A 13184-nucleotide genomic window follows, 5' to 3' on the forward strand; every position below is an offset into this window, starting at 1 on the left:
CTGCGGGGCCCTCGTCGGTCAGCGGCCCTTCGGGCGCATGAGGGAGCGGATCGCGGGGGCGAAGACGCCGACGTCGATCGAGGCGTCGAGCGAGCGCATCGCGCCCATCCCGATGCCGAGGCTCAGCAGCGACGTCGCGGCCTGCTCCGGGGTCAGCGCGAGCTCGATGCCCTCCTCCTCGGCGATCTGGGCGATCAGGCCGGCGGCCATCGTGCGCATGTCGCGGTGCCGCTTGACCAGCTCGCTCGCGACGAAGGGGCTGTGACGCGCAGCGGCGGCGAACTCGACCTCGAGCGCGGTGTACCGCGGGCTGCCGACGCTCTTGCGGGCCCACTCGACGAAGGCGTCGATGCGGCTGTCGAGGTCGGTGCGAGCGCTGAACGCCTCGACGATGCCCTCGATCTGCTCGGCGTGGAGGCTGTCGAGCACCGCGAGGCACAGCTCCTCCTTGCCGGCGAAGTTCGAGTAGACCGCGCCCTTGGAGAAACCGGCGGTGACGGCGACCTTGTCCAGCGGCGTGGCGGCGTAGCCCTCGGTCAGGAACAGGTCGCGCGCGACCTCCACGAGACGCTCGCGCGTCTGGGCCTGCCGCTCCGCTCGGGTGATCCGGGTCCCGTCGACCGTCACGTCGTCCTCCTCACATCGGTGCGCCTCCATCTTGGCGGACCGTTCAGATACCGATAGTATCCGAAACGTGATCAGCACCGACACCCTCATCATCGGCAGCGGCTTCTCCGGCATGGGCATGGCCATGAAGCTCCGCGAAGCCGGCCGCACCGACTTCCTCGTGCTCGAGAAGGCCGACGACGTCGGCGGCACGTGGCGCGACAACACGTACCCCGGCGCGGAGTGCGACGTCCAGAGCCACATGTACTCCTTCTCCTACGAGCTCAACCCGCAGTGGTCGCGCGAGTACTCCGGCCAGGCCGAGATCTGGGAGTACATGCGCGGCGTCGCCAAGAAGCACCACCTCCACGACGTCATCCACTTCGGCACCGAGATGACGGGCGCCACGTGGGACGAGGACCGGCAGCGCTGGACCGTCACGACCAACGGCGAGACGTACGACACGCGCGTGCTCGTCTCGGGCATCGGCGGCCTACACATCCCGAACATCCCCCAGATCAAGGGCGCCGAGTCCTTCACGGGCGCACGCTTCCACTCCGCCCAGTGGGACCACGACGTCGACCTGACCGGCAAGCGCGTCGCGGTCATCGGCACCGGCGCCAGCGCGATCCAGTTCATCCCGCAGATCGCCCCGATCGTCGGCCAGCTCGACGTGCACCAGCGCACCGCCCCGTGGGTCGTGCCGAAGTCCAACCACGACATCGTGGGCAAGAAGAAGGCCTTCATCTCCAAGGTCCCCGGCGGCACGCGCGCCTACCGCAACCTGCACTACTGGATGAACGAGGCGACCCAGCTGGGCTTCACCGGCCCGCTGCAGAACATCACCTCGGTCGTCGAGAAGAAGGTCTCGGGCTACATCCGCAAGACGGTCAACGACCCGGAGACCGCCGAGAAGCTGATCCCCGACTACCGCCTCGGCTGCAAGCGCGTGCTCAAGACCGACAACTACATCCCGGTCTACAACCAGGAGAACGTCGCACTGATCGACACCGGCGTCGAGGAGATCACGCCGACCGGCATCCGCACGAAGGACGGCGAGTTCCGCGAGGTCGACGTCATCATCTACGGCACGGGCTTCCACGTGACCGACGCGTTCCAGTGGGTCCACGTGACCGGCGAGGGCGGCCGCGACCTGTCGAAGACCTTCGACGAGCACGGCATCGAGACCTACAACGGCATCGCGGTCTCGCACTTCCCGAACTTCTTCCTGCTGCTGGGTCCGAACACGGCGCTCGGCCACAACTCGGTCGTGTTCATGATCGAGCAGCAGACGAAGTGGATCATCAAGCTGCTCGAGGCGATGGACGAGCGCGGGGCCGGCGCGGTCCAGCCGACGTCACAGGCGCAGAGCGAGTTCAACGACGCGATCCAGGAGAAGGTCTCCAAGGGCGTGTGGAGCCAGGGCGGCTGCACGAGCTGGTACCTCGACAGCAAGGGCAAGAACCGCACGATCTGGCCCGGCTTCACGTTCCGCTACTGGTGGCACCTGCGCACCGTCGAGCGCGACGACTTCATCTGGCACACCGCCGCCCGCGAGACCACCCGCGCCGCGTAGCCGACGTACCGCTCGCGAGTGAGTTTCCGCCCCTCCGCGAGTGAGTTTCCGCCCTCGCGAGGGGCGGAAACTCACTCCTGGCGGGGCGGGAATCCACTCGCGGCGGGGCGGGAATCCACTCGCCGCGGGGCGGGAATCCACTCGCGAGCGGTCGTTCGTCAGTGGGGGGCGACGGAGACGACGCGGAGCACGGCCTCGCCCGCCTCGTCGGAGGCGTCGAGGTCGACCTCGGCCGTGATGCCCCAGTCGCGGTCGCCGTCGGGGTCGGCGAACGTCTGGCGCACCGTCCACGCCCGTGAGCCCGGGTCGAACGACGCCGGCGGGGTCTCGTCGACCTGGAAGAACTGCGGTCCACGGGCCTCCGGTCCGGTGCCCAGCTCGTCGTACTCCTCGCGGTAGGCCAAGATCGCCTCCCGCCACGCCTCGGCGTCCCAGCCGTCGTCGCCGTCGAGCTCGCCGAGCGCCGTCCACCGGCCGAAGGCCGCCAGCTCGACCCGGCGGAACAGCGCGTTGCGCACCAGCACCCGGAACGCCCGCGCGTTGCCCGTGACGGGCCGGGGCGGGGCGTTGCCGTCGGCCTTGGGCCGCACGTCCGCGGGGTCGGTGCCGGGGTTGATCAGCTCCTCCCACTCGTCGAGCAGGCTGGAGTCGGTCTGGCGCACGAGCTCGCCGAGCCACTCGGTCAGGTCCTCGAGCTCGGTGTCGCGCGCCTTCTCGGGCACCGTGCGCCCGAGCGTCTTGTAGACGTCGGAGAGGTACCGCAGCACCAGCCCCTCGGATCGCGCGAGCTGGTAGTCACCGATCAGCTCGGAGAATGTCATCGCGCGCTCCCACATCTCGCGCACGACCGACTTCGGCTTGAGCTCGTGATCGGCGACCCACGGGTGCCCGATCCGATACGCCTCGTAGCCGGCCGTCAGCAGCTCCTCGAGCGGCTTGGGGTGCGTGATCTCGTCGAGCAGCTCCATCCGCTCGTCGTACTCGATCCCGTCCATCTTCATCTCGTTGATCGCCTCGCCGCGGGCACGGTGTCGCTGGGCGTTGATGATCGGGCGCGGGTCGTCGAGCGTGGCCTCGATGACCGAGACGACGTCGTGCGCGTACGTCGGCGACTCGCGGTCGAGCAGCTCCAGCGCCGCGACCGCGAACGGCGACAGCGGCTGGTTGAGCGCGAAGTTGGCCTGCAGGTCGATCGTGAGCCGCAGGGTGCGGCCCTCCGCGTCGGGCGGGTCGACGGCCTCGACCACGCCGCCGGCGAGCAGCGCCTCGATGATCGCGTCGACCTGGGCGAGCATCCGGTCCTGCGACTCCTCGGTCTCGCCGCTCTCGCGCAGGAGCCGCTCGAGCGACGCCCGGGCATCGCCGGGCCGGCTGACGACGTCGAGCACCATCGCGTGACTGACCCGCATCCGCGACACGAGCGGCTCGGGCGTTCCGCCGACGAGCTTGTCGAACGTGCCCTGCCCCCACGACACGAAGCCCTCGGGCGCCTTCTTGCGCTGGACCCGCTTGAGCTTCTTCGGGTCGTCGCCGGCCTTGCGCACGAGCCGGGCGTTCTCGATCTCGTGCTCGGGCGCCTCGACCACGACGTGCCCGATCGTGTCGTAGCCCGCACGCCCGGCGCGCCCGGCGATCTGCTGGAACTCCCGGACCTGGAGCTGGCGCTGGCGCGTGCCGTCGTACTTGCTGAGGCCGCTGAACAGCACCGTGCGGATCGGCACGTTGATGCCGACGCCGAGCGTGTCGGTGCCGCACACGACCTTCAGCAGGCCCTGCTGCGTCAGGGTCTCGACGAGTCGCCGGTAGCGCGGCAGCATCCCGGCGTGGTGCACGCCGACACCCATCCGCACGAGCCGCGAGAGGGTCTTGCCGAACGCCGACGAGAACCGGAAGTCGCCCAGGGCCTCGGCGATCTGGTCGCGCTCCTCGCGGGTCGCGACCTTGATGCTCGTGAGCGCCTGCGCCCGCTCGAGCGCGGAGACCTGCGTGAAGTGGACGACGTAGACCGGCGTCTGCCCGGTCTCGACGAGCTGCTCGAGCGTCTCCTGCACGGGCGTCGTGACGTACTCGCTGACCAGCGGGACGGGCCGCTCGGTCGAGGTGACGACGGCGGTGTCGCGCCCCGTGCGGCGCGTCAGGTCGCCCTCGAGGCGGGTCGTGTCGCCGAGCGTGGCCGACATCAGCAGGAACTGCGCCCGCGGCAGCTCGATCAGCGGCACCTGCCAGGCCCAGCCGCGGTCGGGGTCGGCGTAGAAGTGGAACTCGTCCATCACGACCAGGCCGATGTCCGCGCCCGCGCCCTCGCGCAGCGCCATGTTCGCGAGGATCTCCGCCGTCGCCGCGATGATCGGGGCATCGGCGTTGACCGCGGCGTCGCCCGTGACCATGCCGACGTTCTCGGCACCGAAGATCTCGCACAGGTCGAAGAACTTCTCGCTGACGAGGGCCTTGATCGGCGCGGTGTAGACGCTGCACTCGCCGCGCGCGAGGGCCGCCGCCATCGCGCCCGTGGCGACGAGGCTCTTGCCGGAACCGGTCGGCGTTGCCAGCACGACGTTGGAGCCGGCGACGCACTCGAGGATCGCCTCGTCCTGCGCGGGGTACAGCGTCAGACCGCGGGACTCGACCCACGTGGCGATCGCCTCGTAGACGGCGTCCTCGTGGTCGGGACCGGCTTCGGGCAGCAGGTCGACGAGGCGCATGCCTGCATTCTCCCCGGCTCGACCTACGGGACCCCCGTCGGGCCGTCGTCGGCGCTCGCTAGGGTCGAGTCATGCGTGCGGTGCAGATCACAACCCTGGACGGTCCCGAGGCAGTTGGCGTCGCGGAGGTCGAGGCCCCCGACTCCGCCGGCAAGGTGCTCATCGAGGTGAAGGCCGCCGGCGTGGCCTTCCCCGACGTGCTCCAGTCGCGCGGCCAGTACCAGCTGCGGCCCGAGCTCCCGTTCGTGCCGGGCTCGGAGGTCGCCGGGATCGTCGTCGAGGCGCCCGAGGACTCCGAGTTCGCCCCCGGCGACCGCGTCGCGGCCCTGAGCTTCCTCGGCGGCTTCGCCGAGCACGTCGCGGTGGACGAGCAGTTCGTCTTCCCGCTGCCCGAGGCCGTCTCGTTCGAGAAGGGCGCCTCGGTCATCTTCAACTACGGCACCGCCTACTTCGCGCTGATCGAGCGCGGGCACCTGCAGCCCGGCGAGACCGTCCTGGTGCACGGCGCCGCGGGCGGTGTCGGCACGGCAGCGATCCAGGTCGCCAAGGCGTTCGGCTCCGGCTCGGTCGTCGCCGTGGTGTCGACCCCGGAGAAGGGCGATGTGGCGATCACCGCGGGCGCCGACTCCTACGTCCTGGCCGACGGCTTCCGCGAGGCGCTCACCGAGAAGTTCGACCTCGTGGTCGACCCGGTCGGTGGCGACCGCTTCACCGACTCCCTGCGCAGCCTGGCCGAGGACGGCCGCCTGCTCGTGATCGGCTTCACCGGCGGATCGATCCCCGAGGTCAAGGTCAACCGCCTGCTGCTGAACAACACGACCGTCGTGGGCGTCGGCTGGGGTGCGTACGCCCTCTCCCGCCAGGGCCACGTGCGGATGGAGTGGGACGCGCTGCTGCCGCACCTCGTCTCGGGTGCGCTCGACCCGGTCATCTCCTCGACCCGGCCGCTCGAGGGCGTGGTCGACGCGCTGCTGGAGATCGACCAGCGCCGGGCCACCGGCAAGGTCCTGCTCGTTCCCTGAGCCGCCTCGCACCGTGCCCAACCCCACCGAGGTCCACGACCCGCGCTCCGGCGCCTGGGTCGCGGTGCTGACGTCCGCCACGACCACGGCGATCCTGCAGGACGGGTACGACACCCTGGCGGGCACGCTGCTCGCCGCGTCGAGCGTCGAGGGCCTGCGCCCCGACCAGCTGCGCGAGGTCGCCGGACTCGACGACCCGGAACCGCGGGGGTTCGTCGACCTCGTCACGGTCGCGCCACACCCGCTCATGACGATCCACGACGAGGGCCGCTTCCGCCTCGAGCGCACCCGTGTGCCGAACGGCAGCTGCCTGTGGCGCGTCGATCCCGAGGGCGAGCGCCGGGTGCTGACCTACTACGACGGCCCGGCCTACGGCTGGCGCAACGGCCGCGGGTACACCGCGCCGACCGAGCCGCTCGGCCCGTGGGCCACGTTCAGCGGTGCCGAGTACGCCGCGGCCTTCCCCGCTGGCGAGACCGATCGGGTGGGCCTGGTCGCCGTCGGCGACGAGCCCCCCGAGGGCTTCGCCTGGACCCGCCCCGGCATCTCCCAGCGCTACGTCGACGTGACGGACCTGGACAACCTCACCGCGCGCTGACCCATCCGCCCTCCACCAGATGTGCGCACTTGTTCGGCAGAAACGGGCCCCAGCCGCCGAGTAGGTGCGCACATCTGGAGGGCGGAGCGGGGAGCGCCCTAGCCGCGGAGCTGAGCGGAGAGGGGGCAGTCGAAGGGGTCGCGGGCGCGCAGACCGACGTTGTTGAGGTAGTCGACCACGATCGCGTAGGAGTGGAAGAGGCCCACCTCCATGTAGTCGATCCCCTCCCGCTCGCAGTGAGCCCGCACCAGCGGCTGGGCCTTCTTGAGGTTGCAGCGCGGCATGTTCGGGAACAGGTGGTGCTCGATCTGGTAGTTCAGGCCACCCATCGCCCAGTCGACGACCGGGTTGCCCTTGACGTTGCGCGACACCATGACCTGGCGGCGCAGGAAGTCGAGCTTCATGCCCGGCGGGATGATCGGCATCCCCTTGTGCGCCGGCGCGAACGAGGCGCCGAGGCAGAACCCGAAGACCGCCATCTGCAGCGCGAAGAAGGCCAGCGCCTTGCCGAGCGGCAGGAAGGCCAGCAGCACCACGACGTAGATCGAGAGCCGCCCGACCACCAGGGCCAGCTCGGTGCGACGCCACGGCTGCTTCGAGGTCTTGTCGCGCGCGGCGCGGATGCTCTCGGCGTGGAGATTGAGGCCCTCGAGCGTGAGCAGCGGGAAGAACAGCCATCCCTGGCGCTTCACGAACCAGCCGGCGAACCCGGTCGTGCGCTGGGCGACGATCCCCGGCGTGAACGCGATGGCGCCCGGCCCGATGTCGGGGTCGTAGCCCTCGAGGTTCGGGCCACGGTGGTGCATGTTGTGCTTCGCGCGCCACCAGGCGAAGCTCAGGCCCGCGAACGCGCCGGCCAGGATCCGTGCGGTCCAGGCGTTGCGCGCCGGCGAGGCGAAGATCTGACGGTGCGCGGCGTCGTGGCCCAGGAATCCGAACTGCGTCACGACGACGCCGAGGACCGCCGCGAGGATCAGCTGGAACCAGGAGTTGCCGAGCAGGAAGAAGCCGACCCAGATCCCGACGAACGCGGCGACGTGCACGCCGATCTGGAGGATGTAGTACCCGCGCCGCCGCTCGAGCAGACCGGCGGCCTTGACCTCCTGCATGAGGTCGGTGAAGTGGCTGACGTACCCACCGGGGCGGCTGTCGCTCGCGGGGCCGGGGTCGTCGATCGTGTCGGTCGTGGGGTTCATCGGGGTCCGCCTCGGGACTCGGGTGTGTGCGACACCGAGCCCGGTCGTCCTCCGCGCGGCCTGCGTACCCCCTCAGGCTACGCGTTCGACGAAGGATCCGCTGACGTGAAGACCTCGCCGTTGCGCGGCATGCCCTTGACGGCCGACCGGGCCGGGTCCTTGGCGAAGGCCTCGAGCGCCGGATCGAGCTCTCCGGTCAGGCCGAGGTCGGACCAGCGCATCACGATCCCGGCCGCGGCGTCGACCGAGGCTCTGTCCATGAGCTGCACGTGCAGGTGGGGCATCGAGGTGTTGCCGGTGTTGCCCACGGCCGCCAGGACCTCGCCGGTCTCGACCCGGTCGCCCACGGCCACGGCCGCCGAACCGCGCTGGAGGTGCGCGTAGGCGGCGAACGTGCCGTCGCCGTGGTCGACCACGACGTGGTTGCCGAGCACGCGGCCGGTGCCGGCGGCCTCCCGCACGAGCGCCTCGAACGTCATCATCAGGGCGAGTCCCTGCCACGTGTTGCGGGCGCGGTGGTCGCGCTGGGCGTCGCGCACCCGCACCACGGTGCCGGCGGCCATCGCGTGGATCGACTCCCCGAAGCACGGGTACTCCTCCGGGCGGCTCGAGCGGAGCGCGAACCGCACGATCGGCGGCGTCGCCGGGCCGGACGGGCTGCAGAGGTCGATCGCTGCGTACTGGCCGCGGGTCCGGGTGCCGTGGCTCGGCAACTGCTGGCCAGGGCCGTTCATCGAGACCCACCGCCCTCGGACCGGCGGCGCCAGGACCACCGGCTCTCGTTCCGGAGTCGTCGGCGCAGCCCCGACCACGAGCGTGAGCACGGCGAACGGCACGGCGAAGTACAGGACGGCGGCGAATCCACCGGGGAGCCCCAGGCCGCCGACGCCGGGGAGCACGGCGCCCAGCACGTCGACCACCAGCAGAGCGAACAGCAGGAGCATCAGCGCGTCCCAGAGCGGCCTCAGCGCCGCGATCCCCCGCATCATGCGTCTCCCTCGCTGTCGTGGCTCAGTCGTCGGTGCGCGCGATCCGGACGGCCGGCGCGATGTGCTCGAGTCTTCCCTGCTTCCAGGCGCGATGCACCAGGAGGCCGGCGACGATCGACCCCATCGTGCCGAGGAAGAGGTCGCCCAGGGTGTCCTCGTAGAGCCGGTTCGGCAGGGCGTCCCAGCGGTGCAGGAACGCGAAGTACTCGGCGATCTCCCAGGCCAGGGCGGCCGTGACGCCGAACGCGAGCGACCGCTCCAGCACCGCGGCTCGCGTCGCCCTGCGGTCCATGGTCAGCAGCAGGACGGCCACGACCAGGAGGCCGGTGTTCATGAAGTGCATCCAGTCGTCGAACCACCAGATCTGGTCGTACAGGTCGAGCCGGTTGCCGAGGATGTCGGAGAAGCACGGGATCGTGATGCACAGGTCGGCGAGCCACGGGAAGCTCATCCGCTCGCGCCAGTACAGCGCCCAGAGCAACGGGAGGGTGAAGGCGAGGGCCGGATACCCGACCGCCCGCCACCAGGCGCCCTTGTCCTGCATGTTGCCCAAGTCGGGCGCGATGAGGGCGCCGAGCAGCAGCACGAGCAGGATCGCCTTCGCGGCGATGTCGAGCTGACGAACGGTGGAATCGAAGCGACTCCGGGGCACGAGGTCGCTGTCCATCCGTCGACCCTAGTCGCCCCACCCCCGCGCCCTCTCATGCTGTGCGCTCAGTTCAACGATGTGGATGTGCCGAAAGCGCTCATCTGGGCGCACGTCTGCGCCTAGGCTCGCTCCGTCGATGTCTGTGGAAGGACTGTGCTGGTGCTGAGCAAGCTGCGGATCTGGATCGGGGCCACCGCGCTGGCCGTGCTGGCGACCTCGGGAGGCGTGGCGCAGGCCCAGGCTGACGAGATCCCGCCGACCCCGCCCTTCACCGACGTCGCGACGAGCCACACGTTCTTCACGCACATCTCGTGGTTGGCCGAGCGCGGCATCTCGACCGGATACGGCACCGCCCCGAACCGCACGTTCCAGCCTGCGGCCCCCGTGCTGCGCGAGCAGATGGCTGCCTTCCTCTATCGCCTGGCCGGCTCGCCGACCTACACGGCGCCCGCGACCTCCCCGTTCACCGACGTCAGCACCTCGCACGTCTTCTACCGCCAGATCTCCTGGCTCTCCGCCCGGGGCATCTCCACCGGCTACGACCTCGGCGGTGGCCGCAAGGAGTTCCGTCCCGGCCAGCCCGTGCTCCGCGAGCAGATGGCAGCGTTCCTGTTCCGGTTCGAGGGCGGCACGCCCCACCCGCAGTACCGACCGAACGAGTCGAGGTACTTCTTCCAGGACGCGGTCTTCCACGCCTTCGAGCAGCAGATCAGGTGGATGGGCAACTGGGAGATCAGCACCGGGTACACCACGAGCTCGCCGTTCGCCCGACACTTCCGTCCGGGGGACCCGGTCCTGCGCGAGCAGATGGCGGCTTTCATGTTTCGGCTCGACCACACGCTGCCGCCGTCCCCGCCCCAGATCAGCATGCCGGCGTCCGCGCAGCTCGACGTCGGTAGCCAGGTCGAGCTGGCGCTGGTCCTGGCCGACGACCGCACGGGGACGTGGTCGACCAGCGCACTCCTTCCCCTGCCACCAGGACTCACCCTGGACGGGGCCCGGATCACGGGTCAGCCGACCACCGTCGGCACCTGGGTCGTCGACGTGATCTTCACCGACCAGGCAGGCCGCACGGCCGAGCACCGCCTGACGATCTCGGTCGGCACGCCGGCCGACAGCGTCACCCGGTCGGATCTCGCGACGTACCTCTACGTGTGCGCGGACCAGCCCCCCGTGACACGGCCGACGACCTCGCCGTTCACCGACCTCGACGCCGACGACCTCGGCTACGACGCCGCTCTGTGGTCACGCCAGGCCGGGCTCATGTCGGCGTCCGGCACGACGTTCCGACCCGACCATCCGGTGACGAACGCCGACCTCGCGCAGCAGCTGTACTCCTACAAGGGCAGCCCGGCCCACAGCCCCCAGGTGGTCTCGCCGTTCCTCGACGTCAGCACCTCGCACCCGCAGTACCACTTCATCGACTGGGTCGCCGCGACCGGAACCATGCGCTTCGACTCGACCGGTCGGTTCTACCCCGACCGGCCGGTGTCCCAGGCCGAGCTGGACGACCTCCCGTACCCCTGCCTCGCCGGCTGACGCCGGAGACGGATCGGGCGGAGGCGCTCAGTCGATGATGTGGCCCAGCACGGCGGGCAGGGTGGCCTTCCAGCCGTGCTTGAGATCGGCGACCGACACGCTGAACTGACCCTCGACGACGAGGTCGGTGCCGCCCGTGCGCCCGATGGAGGCCAGCTCGACGCCGTGCTTCTCGGCCAGAGCCACGAAGGCGTCGTGGTCGGCCTCCGCGACCGTCACGATCGCGCGGGCCGTGGACTCGCTGAACAGGTCGAGGAAGGGATCGTCGAGCGCGACCGTGACGCCGACGTCGTGCCGGAACGTCGACTCGGCGAGCGCGACGGCGAGGCCACCGTCGGACAGGTCGTGGGTCGAGGTCAGCACGCCGGCCGCGATCGCGTCGCGCACGAGCGCGCCGAGCGCCTGCTCGGCCGGCAGGTCGACGCGCGGCGGCAGGCCACCGAGGTGGCCGTGGACGACGTCGGCCCACGTGCCGCCGGAGAGCTCCTCCTCGGTCGAGCCGAGCAGCAGCACGTGCTCACCCTCGGCCGCGAAGCCGTGGCGCACGCGCTTGGTGACGTCGTCGATCACGCCGAGCACGCCCACGACGGGCGTGGGCAGGATCGCGGTCTCGCCGGTCTGGTTGTAGAACGAGACGTTGCCGCCCGTGACGGGGATGCCGAGCTCGGCGCAGGCGTCCTTCAGACCGTGCGTGGCCTGCTCGAACTGCCACATGACCTCGGGATCCTCCGGCGAGCCGAAGTTCAGGCAGTCGGTCACGGCCAGCGGCAGCGCGCCGGCGACCGAGATGTTGCGGAACGACTCGGCCAGCGCGAGCTGCGCGCCCGCGTACGGATCGAGCTTGGCGAAGCGGCCGTTGCAGTCGGTCGAGACCGCGACGCCGAGGTTGGTCTCGTCGTCGATGCGGACGACGCCCGCGTCGTCGGGCTGCGACGTCACGGTGTTGCCCTGCACGTAGCGGTCGTACTGGTCGGTGACCCACGACTTGTCGGCGATGTTGGGCGAGGCGACGATGCGCAGCAGCTGCTCGAGGATTTGCTCGCCCGTGGTCGGGCGCGGCAGCTGCTCGGCACCCTTGGACTGCAGCATGTCCTGCCAGATCGGGCGGGCGTAGGGACGCTCGTACGTCGGGCCGTCGTGGGCGACCGAGCGCGGGGGCACGTCGACGACGGTGTCGCCGTGCCAGTCGATCACCAGGCGGCCGGTGTCGGTGACCTGGCCGACCACCACGGCCTCGACGTCCCACTTCTCGGCGATGGCCATGAAGCCGTCCAGGTGCTGCGGCTCGACGACCGCCATCATGCGCTCCTGGCTCTCGCTCATCAGGATCTCCTCCGGCGACAGCGAGGAGTCGCGCAGCGGCACGGTGTCGAGCTCGACGTGCATGCCGCCGTCACCGGCCGAGGCCAGCTCGCTCGTCGCGCACGAGAGCCCGGCGCCGCCGAGGTCCTGGATGCCGGCGACGACGCCGGCCTGGAAGAGCTCGAGCGTGCACTCGATCAGCAGCTTCTCCATGAAGGGGTCGCCGACCTGCACGCTGGGGCGCTTGGCCGGACCGTCCGCGTCGAAGGTCTCCGAGGCCAGCACCGAGACGCCACCGATGCCGTCGCCACCCGTGCGGGCGCCGTAGAGCACCACGTGGTTGCCGACGCCGGAGGCGTGGGCGAGGTGGAGGTCCTCGTGCCGCAGCACGCCGACGCACAGGGCGTTGACGAGCGGGTTGCCGAGGTAGGTCTCGTCGAACATGACCTCACCGCCGATGTTGGGCAGGCCGAGGCAGTTGCCGTAGCCGCCGACACCGGCCACGATGCCGGGCAGCACGCGCGCGGTGTCGGGGGCGTTGAGCGGACCGAAGCGCAGCGGGTCCATCACGGCGACCGGGCGGGCGCCCATCGCGAGGATGTCGCGGACGATGCCGCCGACGCCCGTGGCCGCGCCCTGGTAGGGCTCGACGTAGCTGGGGTGGTTGTGCGACTCGACCTTGAACGTGACGGCGTAGCCCTGGCCGATGTCGATGACGCCGGCGTTTTCGCCGATGCCAGCGAGGGTCTTGCCGAGCGGGGTCTCCTGCGGCAGCTCGCCGAACTTCTTCAGGTGGACCTTGGAGGACTTGTAGGAGCAGTGCTCGCTCCACATCACCGAGTACATCGCGAGCTCGGCGCCGGTGGGGCGCCGGCCGAGGATCTCGACGATCTTCGCGAACTCGTCGGGCTTCAGCCCGAGCTCGGCCCACGGGAGCTCGCGCTCGGGGGTGGCCTCGGCGTTCGAGACGGTGTCCAGGACAGGCTTCGCGGGAGCGTCGGTCAC

Annotated in this window: 10 protein-coding genes; 4 read left to right on the forward strand and 6 right to left on the reverse strand. The window is 70.5% G+C overall.

Annotation, left to right across the window (positions count from 1 at the left end; translation table 11 throughout):
* Window positions 1-18: 18 nt before the first annotated feature.
* Window positions 19-627: a TetR/AcrR family transcriptional regulator gene (locus tag ABD127_RS11335; RefSeq protein WP_344201380.1), complete on the reverse strand. Its 609-nt coding sequence runs from the start codon at window positions 625-627 to the stop codon at window positions 19-21.
* A gap of 67 nt (window positions 628-694) precedes the next feature.
* On the opposite strand from ABD127_RS11335, the gene ABD127_RS11340 reads away from it, so the two are divergent.
* A complete protein-coding gene (locus ABD127_RS11340; protein WP_344201382.1) occupies window positions 695-2182 on the forward strand; it encodes a flavin-containing monooxygenase in 1488 nt (495 codons plus the stop codon).
* 158 nt (window positions 2183-2340) lie between these two features.
* On the opposite strand, the gene ABD127_RS11345 is transcribed toward ABD127_RS11340, so the two are convergent.
* On the reverse strand, window positions 2341-4884 hold the full coding sequence (locus ABD127_RS11345) for a DEAD/DEAH box helicase (RefSeq protein WP_344201385.1): 2544 nt from the start codon (window positions 4882-4884) through the stop codon (window positions 2341-2343).
* A 71-nt stretch (window positions 4885-4955) separates the two neighbouring features.
* Here ABD127_RS11345 and ABD127_RS11350 point away from each other — a divergent pair, with 71 nt between their 5' ends.
* Window positions 4956-5906, forward strand: coding sequence for an NADPH:quinone oxidoreductase family protein (locus tag ABD127_RS11350; protein ID WP_344201388.1), 951 nt, complete (start codon window positions 4956-4958; stop codon window positions 5904-5906).
* A 13-nt stretch (window positions 5907-5919) separates the two neighbouring features.
* The gene (locus ABD127_RS11355; protein ID WP_344201390.1) at window positions 5920-6504 is read left to right on the forward strand and encodes a hypothetical protein; all 585 of its coding nucleotides are present in this window, start codon (window positions 5920-5922) and stop codon (window positions 6502-6504) included.
* A 98-nt stretch (window positions 6505-6602) separates the two neighbouring features.
* Here the strand turns inward: ABD127_RS11355 and ABD127_RS11360 are convergent, their stop codons facing one another.
* The 3 genes from ABD127_RS11360 to ABD127_RS11370 form a co-directional block, all read right to left on the reverse strand.
* Window positions 6603-7700, reverse strand: a complete 1098-nt coding sequence (locus ABD127_RS11360) for a fatty acid desaturase family protein (RefSeq protein ID WP_344201393.1) — start codon at window positions 7698-7700, stop codon at window positions 6603-6605.
* Window positions 7701-7777: 77 nt separating this feature from the next.
* Window positions 7778-8689, reverse strand: a complete 912-nt coding sequence (locus ABD127_RS11365; RefSeq protein ID WP_344201396.1) for a M23 family metallopeptidase — start codon at window positions 8687-8689, stop codon at window positions 7778-7780.
* A gap of 22 nt (window positions 8690-8711) precedes the next feature.
* Window positions 8712-9356: a DUF2238 domain-containing protein gene (locus ABD127_RS11370; RefSeq protein ID WP_344201398.1), complete on the reverse strand. Its 645-nt coding sequence runs from the start codon at window positions 9354-9356 to the stop codon at window positions 8712-8714.
* 141 nt (window positions 9357-9497) lie between these two features.
* Here ABD127_RS11370 and ABD127_RS11375 point away from each other — a divergent pair, with 141 nt between their 5' ends.
* The gene (locus ABD127_RS11375) at window positions 9498-10877 is read left to right on the forward strand and encodes an S-layer homology domain-containing protein (protein WP_344201401.1); all 1380 of its coding nucleotides are present in this window, start codon (window positions 9498-9500) and stop codon (window positions 10875-10877) included.
* A 27-nt stretch (window positions 10878-10904) separates the two neighbouring features.
* Here ABD127_RS11375 and purL read toward each other — a convergent pair whose 3' ends face one another.
* Window positions 10905-13184, reverse strand: a complete 2280-nt coding sequence (gene purL, locus ABD127_RS11380) for a phosphoribosylformylglycinamidine synthase subunit PurL (protein ID WP_344201404.1) — start codon at window positions 13182-13184, stop codon at window positions 10905-10907.

This window comes from Aeromicrobium alkaliterrae, from assembly GCF_039529015.1.
GTDB lineage: Bacteria > Actinomycetota > Actinomycetes > Propionibacteriales > Nocardioidaceae > Aeromicrobium > Aeromicrobium alkaliterrae.